The sequence below is a fragment of the Deltaproteobacteria bacterium genome, assembly GCA_016930875.1.
GTDB lineage: Bacteria > Desulfobacterota > Desulfobacteria > Desulfobacterales.
The window spans coordinates 1-6,855 of record JAFGFW010000200.1; the positions used below are offsets into that span (position 1 = coordinate 1).

Genomic DNA, 6,855 nt, shown 5'->3' on the forward strand with positions numbered 1-6,855 from the left:
AACAACAACGCTTATTGCCAGGATAATGAGATTAGCTGGATCGACTGGCATTTGACGACAAAGAATGGTAATCTGTTGACGTTTTTCCGTAAGATGATCGCCTTGAGAAATCGACATCCTGTTTTTCGCAGATCTGACTTTCTGTCCGGAAAGGACACAAACCACGATGAGCGGCCGGATCTGAGTTGGCACGGCTTTGAAGTGGGCAAACCGAACTGGGCCGAAGATGGCCGGGTGCTCACGTTTCTGCTTGACGGAGAAGAACTTGCCCAAGGGGAACAAGATGATGATTTTTTTATCATCCTTAATGGAGATGATGTGAAACACAAGTTTGAAATACCGCGGCCTCGAGAAGCGAGAATGTGGTCCTGTATAGTCAATACCGGCAAGGCATCGCCGAATGAGATCCTGGATGAGGACAGGGGTAAGCCGGTCAGCCTTGAAAGAAAGTATCCAGTTGATCCCATGGCCGCCGCGGTATTTATTTCAAAAAGGCATTGAAACAGGAAGGAGAGTATGAGTTACAAGTATTTGAAATTTGATTCGGAGGGCCCCATCGGAACGATCACGCTAAACCGCCCGGAAAAAAGAAATGCGCTTTCTCTCGAACTCCTTGGGGAGTTAAGCGCTTTGCTGACAACGATTAGCCAGAACAAGAATGTAAGGGTTGTCATCATAAAAGGGGAAGGAAAGGTCTTTTCAGCAGGGCATGACATCTCACAACTGGTGGATCGCGAGATGATATATTACAAGGCGATATTTGACACCTGTGTTGAGGTCATGGAAAAGATCCAGCGTCTGCCGCAACCCGTCATTGCTCAGGTTCACGGAATCGCCACAGCAGCCGGCTGTCAGCTTGTGGCCGCCTGTGATCTGGCGGTGGCTGCAGAAGGCACACTCTTTGGAACTCCAGGCGTAAAGATCGGGCTCTTTTGCACCACACCCGGGGTTCCTCTTGTGCGGGCCGTGGGGAGAAAACGTGCGTTGGAAATGCTTTTCACGGGACGTATGATCTCTGCTCAGGAGGCTGACCAGTACGGCTTGATCAACAAGGTCGTTCCTCCAGAACAATTGGCTGTTGAGACAAGAATTGTGGCTGAAAAGATTGCCGAAGCCAGCCCTCTTACCCTGAGCATGGGCAAGGAGGCCTTCTATAACCAGGTCAACCTGGCCGATTCCCAGGCCTATGATTATGCAAAGAGAACTATTGTGACGAATCTTTTTTCAGAAGATGCCCAGGAAGGGCTTAGTGCCTTCCTGGAGAAAAGAAAACCCACCTGGAAGGGGAAATAACCGGTGTCGGCCACCATACTCCAGTTAGCGCTTCTGGCCTTTTTGCTCGTCTGTTCGGGTTGCTTCTCTGCAACGGAAACAGCGCTCTTTTGCCTGAATCGCATCGAACGGCGCCGTCTAGGACAGGACAAATCCCGCCGCTCGCAACTCATTGTCCGGGCCTTGCGTCGGCCTCGAGAATTGCTTTCAACCATCCTTTTTGGAAACACCCTGATCAATGTGGCCACGGCTGCAGTCGCAACGCTCCTCTTTGCACGGCTGATTCCGAGACACGGTCTCATTGTGGCCATCATTGTTGACTCTCTTCTCGTTCTTTTCATCGGGGAAATCATTCCAAAAACAGTCGCTGTAAGCCAGGCAAGACCTTTTGCCCTTAGTGCCGTCACGCCGCTTCATGCTTTTTCAAAGGTATCCCGTCCCTTTGTTGCAGTATTTGACCTTCTGGCTCGCACGATCTTGCGGGTTCTCAAGGTGCCGGAAGAAGCAAGGGGAGGGCTCAGTCCGTCGGAACTCGAGGTGCTGTTTGACGAAGCAGGCCGCAAGAAAACGATTAGCTCGCAGGAGCAGCGCATCGCGCGAAATATTATGCGTTTCTCTGGAACCACTGCCGAGGAGATTATGACTCCCCGTGTGGATATCGTGGCTGCCACATTGGATATCTCCCGTGACAAGATGGAACACCTGATGATTGAGGCGCGTCATTCCCGGATACCGATCTGCGAACAGAGCGTTGACTACATCGTCGGTTTTGTTAGCACCAAGGAGTTTTTTCTCAATCCCGACCGTGAAATCCGAAAACTCCTCAAACCCGTAGCCATCTTCCCGGAAGGCGCCAGGATACACCGGATCTTCAGGCACATGCAGAAAAACCTCATCCACATGGCAGTCATCGTCAACGAATACGGGATATCCTCGGGTATAGTAACCATGGAAGACCTCGTTGAGGAGATCGTGGGCGAGATCTATGACGAATACGAGAAAGCAGAAGAACTCATCCGCCCCCTTGGACCGGATGAGTGGTTTGTCCTCTGCCGAGCGCCCATTGAACAAGTCAATGAGGTTTGCGGGTTGGCCCTTCCAGAGGGAGAATCCGTCACCTTAAACGGGTATCTGTGTGATGAGTTTGGAGAGATTCCAGCCCAGGGCCGGACCCTTGAGAGAAACGGCGCTCACTTTACTGTCGTGGAATCAAAACGAAGACGGATCGTGAGCTGTCGCATAAAACGAATCCACGTGGAGGTCTCAGAAAATGCTGCTTGAGTTTGTTTTGCTGCTGATCTGTATTCTGGGCTCAAGCCTTGCCTCAGGCTCTGAAACGGCGCTGGTTTCGGCAAGCCGAACACGCCTGCAGCATCTTGCCTCCGAGGGCGTGCACAGCGCCAATCGTGCCCTTGCGCTCCTTGAAAACAAGGAACGAATTCTGGTGGTGACCCTCATTGCAACAAACGTTCTTAACATCACAGGCGGAGCAATTGCTACTGTGACATTGCAAAGGTGGGTTGGGCCCTTTGGCCCCATTATGGCCACCCTGGTAATGACATCCGTCCTACTGGTTCTTAGCGAAATCGTCCCAAAGGCCTATTTCCGGCATCACGCCGAGCAGGCATTGGTGAAGTCCGCCATGACCTGGACAATCCTATCCAGGATGTTGACCCCCATCACTTTCCCCATCCACCTCTTCACCAATATCCTTTTCCGTATTTTTCGAAGCGAGCCAAAAAGCGTTTATATGACACGGGATGAGATCAAGCTGGTAATAGAGGAATCGGTCGAAAGCGGGGGGCTCCAGGAGGACCAGCAGGAGATGCTGGAATCTACCCTTAATTATGCCACTACCATTGTTCGTGAGGTCATGGTGCCCATATCTGAAGTGGCCCTGCTTTCGGAAACGGCCCGGACCGATGAATTTCTTGCCCTGGTGCAAGATCAGGGCCACACACGTATCCCGGTTTACCGGGACCGCGTCGATCAGCTCGTGGGCCTGGTGAACGTCTTTGATGTCCTTTACGATGAGCAAAGGAAGGTTTTCATCCGCACTTACATGAGGCCGACCCGCCTGGTCCCTGACACTAAACAGATTGATCAGCTTTTTGTTGAAATGCAACGAGGGCGTGAAAGCCTTGCTGCGGTTGTGAGCGAGTTCGGTGCGTGTGTCGGAATTGTGACACTCGAAGACATCATGGAGGAGATCTTTGGTGAGCTTGCGGACGAACATGAAGACGCTACACCGCAGATCCAGAAAAAAGGGCTTGGACATTTTCGTGTGAGCGGTAAGGCAGACATTGACGACCTCAGGGAAGAGACGGCTATTGTCATTCCCAAGAAGGGTTTTGAAACCGTTGGCGGCTATGTTCTCCACAGGCTGGGCCGGATTCCCCGGAAAGGGGACTCCTTTACTCACGGGGATCTCACCGTGCAAGTCCTTGAGGCAGACCGCTACAGTGTCAAAACCGTAGAGATCATCAGGAAGGATTCCATTGATACCAACAAGGAAAAAGTGTCTTGAGCTGATCTCTCAACACCATATGTTGCCGCATATTGTGCGGCACAGCAAGCTGGTGACAGAAATAGCTTTGCTTATCGGCCGCAAGTTGAACAGTTGTGGCCAGCGCCTTGACCTTTCGCTGGTGGAGGCAGGGGCACTGCTCCATGACATCATGAAAACCATGTCAATCCAGACCAAGGAAGACCACGCTCAAACCGGAGGTGAACTGCTCAACTCCTTGGGTTATCCTGCGGTAGCCAGTATCGTGCGACAGCACATCCGTGTGGATAAGAGATCTTTTGAGCCCGATGGTGTGGTAAGTGAGGAAGAACTGGTCAACTATGCTGATAAGCGGGTCAAGCACGAAGAGCTGGTAGAGATAGAGGAGCGGTTTCAGGACATACAAGAAAGATATGCCAACAAGTTCCCGGCTCTTCAGGCGAGCTTGGAAGAAGTTCAACTCGAAACCCAATTGCTGGAACAGAAGATATTCTCAAAGCTGGATATCTCCCCGAAAGACCTCGGTGCCCTTCTTGCCAAGTCCAAAATTTAGCAAGTGTCCATCCAGAAATGGTAGATTTTGCTTCAAGACAAGGCCGCAGTTCTTTTGCAACCGCAGTCGTAGCAGCGCTACGTCGAGGATTGCAAATGAACGAGAACGCAGAATTGGGCCAAAAGATGCCGCTTATGGATGGACACTAACAAAGGAGCTGCCAAACAAGGGCAACCCCCGCGGTGAACAAAAACATAGTCTCCACCAGGAACTCAAATCTGAAACCAGTCACAATCCAGTGTCTCTCAAAGGCATGAACGACCCATGCCATATATAACAGCGAAAGTACCAGACAATAGGCCAGGGTGGTGGCAAGATGCATAATCGGGGAGAAAAGCAGGACTGCCAAGGAGAACGCCAGGAGTCGCTTTAGTATCCGCAGGGACTTCTTCTCCCCCAATACGATGGGGAGGCTTTCCTGTCCCACAAGCCGGTCACCTTGCATATCCAGTATGTCAAAAAAAGCAGTTCGCACAAAGGCCATAACCGAGGCAAATAACGTGACGAAAATCATTGTGCTGGTAACTTGCAACGAGATAGAAAGGTGAGGGAGTACTACGGTGACAACCCCCCAGGCTATGGCAATCAACACTGTCTTTGAACCCGGTATGTCACCGATGCGCTCGATCTTCCGGCCTGTCTTGAGGCGGCCGGGAAAGAGCTTGACCTTATACAGAAGCCCGAGGGCGCTGATGACGCAAAGAACCAAAAAAGGAACCATGCCCAGAGTAAATGCCATAAAAAGCCCTACTGCCCCTGACATGATCGCCAGCGTTATAAGGATGCCCCGGCTCTGTTCATAAAAGTTAGCCCGGTCCGGGTCATTGTACCGCACAGCCTCTTTGCCGATGAAGTTATTCAGTATGTGCATGGAAAGCACATAGCAGCTAGCCATCAGGGCAGATGGAAGGCTTGGTCTGATACCCGACAAAAGCGCGCAAGTATAACTAAGAAACCCTGCCCCCAGCGCCACGTACAGATTGCTTAAAAGAAGCCACCGCTGTATCCTGAAGACCGTTTGCCGCCATTGGCCCGTTGTCCTGTAAGGGAGACCTTCCAGAGTCCTGTAGACTTTTTTGATTACCCAGTTGGGCGTTGAGGCCCCTGCTGTAATGCCAATGGCCTGCAATCGTTCAATGGCAGCGCTGTCGACTTCTGTCTCACTCTCGATATGAAATGCCCGGCCTCCCTCCTGCTCGACTACTTGAGCGAGCCTTCGCGTATTGCCACTGTTGCGGCCACCGACCACCACCACTGCATCCACATCTCTTGCCATTTCCCTGACTTCAGCCTGGCGTTGATGAGTTGAATCACAAATGGTGTTAAACACTCTGGAGTCTGGAAAACGCTCTTGCATGGCGCCGGCAACAGCATCAAAAAGCTTGCCGTCCTGGGTGGTCTGGGCAACGACTATGGTCCGCTCAAGACGCGGGAGGTCGGCAACGTCACGGGGATGGCTGACCACATGGCCTTGCCCCTCGGCATGTCCAAGGAGACCTACGACTTCAGGGTGGTCCCTTTCACCCACGATGACAACGGCATAGCCCAACCTGGCATACTTGGAAATAATCTTTTGGACTTTTATGACCCTGGGGCAAGTGGCGTCGATTACAGTAAATCCTGCATCAGCAAGCCCCTTCTTGGTCTGGGGCGGCACTCCATGGGCCCTTATGACAACCATTCCGGGTCTTGCCCCTGAAGGGTCATTCAAGACGGAGACACCCTTTTCTGCCAGAATCTCTAAGACCTGGGGGTTATGAATCAGTGGGCCGAAGGTATAGATAGGGCCATCCTGGCTGTTAGCAACATCCAGAACGATCTCCACAGCCCTGTGGACACCCATGCAGAAGCCTGCGGTTTTGGCGAGCCTAATTTTCAAGAATGGCTTTCAGGTGTTTTTCGATCAACATTTCAATGAGCGGCGGAAGGGAAGTCTGGGGTAGTCCTACGATTTCAACATTTTCCTGGGAAAGCGGAATCAATAACTTCTTGGCCGTGCTTGCGGTCACAGCCTCAGCCATGCGAGGGGTCATCTCGCCCATCATGGCATGAGCCAAAACAATTGCCATGGGACCCACGATAATGTCCGCCTGGCCCACCGTGCGCACAATGGCGTTTTCGCCCGAGGCGCCTCGATTTGCCCTGGCCTTAAGCATCTGGGCCGTTGCAATGGCGTTGGTTCCAAGGGCGGTTATATCCACTGATTCTTCGAAAGCTTCCCTGAGCTTTTTTATGATGATGCTTCCGATACCCCCGCCCTGACCGTCAATCACACAGATACGCATATTCCGGCTCATAGCCCCTGTCCGCGCTTTGACAGAGTCGTTTTGAATTCTGATCTGTTTTTTTGTATGTAATTTAACAGATTAACCCCACTGGGTCAACTAGCCGTCTACATAGACTAAGATCTTAAAATTTATGGCAAGTTTTGGAAAAGCCTCATGATTCCACCCAGGCGCCACGTGATACTGGATGCTGGTTACTGGATACTGGATATAATAAGGATTTCTTTTTTGATTTATCC

At 51.5% G+C, this 6,855-nt stretch carries 7 protein-coding genes; 5 read left to right on the plus strand and 2 right to left on the minus strand.

The annotated features are described in order from the left end of the window. The 5 genes from JW883_16620 to JW883_16640 all read left to right on the plus strand — a co-directional run. Window positions 1-501: glycogen debranching enzyme (locus JW883_16620; GenBank protein MBN1843889.1), on the plus strand; the 501-nt coding region annotated here is incomplete at its 5' end. A 15-nt stretch (window positions 502-516) separates the two neighbouring features. Then, a complete protein-coding gene (locus JW883_16625; GenBank protein ID MBN1843890.1) occupies window positions 517-1,293 on the plus strand; it encodes an enoyl-CoA hydratase in 777 nt (258 codons plus the stop codon). 3 nt (window positions 1,294-1,296) lie between these two features. Further along, window positions 1,297-2,553, plus strand: coding sequence for an HlyC/CorC family transporter (locus JW883_16630; GenBank protein ID MBN1843891.1), 1,257 nt, complete (start codon window positions 1,297-1,299; stop codon window positions 2,551-2,553). Beyond that, window positions 2,543-3,799 carry an HlyC/CorC family transporter gene (locus tag JW883_16635; GenBank protein ID MBN1843892.1) on the plus strand — a complete coding sequence of 419 codons (1,257 nt, stop codon included), beginning with the start codon at window positions 2,543-2,545 and terminating at the stop codon, window positions 3,797-3,799. Before JW883_16630 ends, JW883_16635 begins: the two co-directional genes overlap by 11 nt. After that, the gene (locus JW883_16640) at window positions 3,771-4,331 is read left to right on the plus strand and encodes an HDIG domain-containing protein (protein MBN1843893.1); all 561 of its coding nucleotides are present in this window, start codon (window positions 3,771-3,773) and stop codon (window positions 4,329-4,331) included. Before JW883_16635 ends, JW883_16640 begins: the two co-directional genes overlap by 29 nt. 145 nt (window positions 4,332-4,476) lie before the next feature. On the opposite strand, the gene ispH is transcribed toward JW883_16640, so the two are convergent. Together ispH and JW883_16650 are read right to left on the minus strand one after the other, a co-directional pair. Beyond that, window positions 4,477-6,210 (minus strand): 4-hydroxy-3-methylbut-2-enyl diphosphate reductase, encoded by a 1,734-nt coding sequence (ispH, locus tag JW883_16645; GenBank protein MBN1843894.1) that lies wholly within the window; start codon window positions 6,208-6,210, stop codon window positions 4,477-4,479. Beyond that, complete coding sequence (locus tag JW883_16650; protein ID MBN1843895.1) at window positions 6,200-6,616, minus strand: DUF3842 family protein; 417 nt, start codon at window positions 6,614-6,616, stop codon at window positions 6,200-6,202. The genes ispH and JW883_16650 overlap by 11 nt, the downstream gene beginning before the upstream one ends. Between the last annotated feature and the right edge of the window lie 239 nt (window positions 6,617-6,855).

Excerpts from the sequence above, each read along its gene's own strand:
- JW883_16625 (MBN1843890.1), top strand. The coding sequence starts at position 517 with ATGAGTTACAAGTATTTGAAATTTGATTCGGAGGGCCCCATCGGAACG.
- JW883_16650 (MBN1843895.1), bottom strand. The coding sequence starts at position 6,616 with ATGCGTATCTGTGTGATTGACGGTCAGGGCGGGGGTATCGGAAGCATC.
- JW883_16635 (MBN1843892.1), top strand. The coding sequence starts at position 2,543 with ATGCTGCTTGAGTTTGTTTTGCTGCTGATCTGTATTCTGGGCTCAAGC.